1 rRNA gene is annotated in these 1,405 nt (G+C 50.2%); it reads left to right on the forward strand.

The features are described 5' to 3' along the window. Window positions 1–1,405, forward strand: a 16S ribosomal RNA gene (locus tag MUN42_RS08285); the annotation flags it as partial.

Genomic DNA, 1,405 nt, shown 5'->3' on the forward strand with positions numbered 1-1,405 from the left:
GCTCAGGATAAACGCTGGCGGCGTGCATAACACATGCAAGTCGAACGATGAAACTCTTTAGAATTCTTCGGAAGGACAAAGAGTGGATTAGTGGCGGACGGGTGAGTAACACGTGAGTAACCTGCCTTACACAAGGGGATAGCCGTTGGAAACGACGAATAATACCCTATGAAGTAGCCTAATCGCATGAATAGGCTACCAAAACGTTAGTGGTGTAAGATGGACTTGCGACTGATTAGCTAGTTGGTGAGATAAAGGCCCACCAAGGCGACGATCAGTAGCCGGCTTGAGAGAGTGTACGGCCACATTGGGACTGAGACACGGCCCAGACTCCTACGGGAGGCAGCAGTGGGGAATTTTGCACAATGGGGGAAACCCTGATGCAGCGACGCCGCGTGATTTAGAAGGCCTTCGGGTTGTAAAAATCTTTTGTATGGGAAGAAAATGACAGTACCATACGAATAAGGTCCGGCTAATTACGTGCCAGCAGCCGCGGTAATACGTAAGGACCGAGCGTTGTCCGGAATCATTGGGCGTAAAGGGTACGTAGGCGGCTAGGCAAGTTAGAAGTGAAATCCTATAGCTCAACTATAGTAAGCTTTTAAAACTACCTAGCTTGAGAGATGGAAGGGGAAGTGGAATTCCTAGTGTAGCGGTGGAATGCGCAGATATTAGGAAGAATACCGGTGGCGAAGGCGACTTTCTGGCCATCCTCTGACGCTGAGGTACGAAAGCGTGGGTAGCAAACAGGATTAGATACCCTGGTAGTCCACGCCGTAAACGATGAGTGTTAGGTGTCCGGAGTAAATCTGGGTGCCGCAGCTAACGCAATAAACACTCCGCCTGGGGAGTACGCACGCAAGTGTGAAACTCAAAGGAATTGACGGGGACCCGCACAAGCAGCGGAGCATGTGGTTTAATTCGACGCAACGCGAAGAACCTTACCAAGTCTTGACATATTTCGGAGTAACTTAGAGATAAGCTATTATATCTTCGGATAACTGAAATACAGGTGGTGCATGGTTGTCGTCAGCTCGTGTCGTGAGATGTTGGGTTAAGTCCCATAACGAGCGCAACCCCTATCGTTAGTTACCATCATTAAGTTGGGGACTCTAGCGATACTGCCGGTGACAAACCGGAGGAAGGTGGGGACGACGTCAAATCATCATGCCCTTTATGACTTGGGCTACACACGTGCTACAATGGCAGGTACAGAGAGAAGCGAAACTGCGAAGTCAAGCGAACCTCAAAAAGCCTGTCCCAGTTCGGATTGCACTCTGCAACTCGAGTGCATGAAGTTGGAGTTGCTAGTAATCGTGGATCAGAATGCCGCGGTGAATGCGTTCCCGGGTCTTGTACACACCGCCCGTCACACCATGGGAGTTGGCAATACCCGAAGCCTGTG

Source organism: Anaerococcus sp. AGMB09787, from assembly GCF_022808955.1.
Lineage (GTDB): Bacteria > Bacillota > Clostridia > Tissierellales > Peptoniphilaceae > Anaerococcus.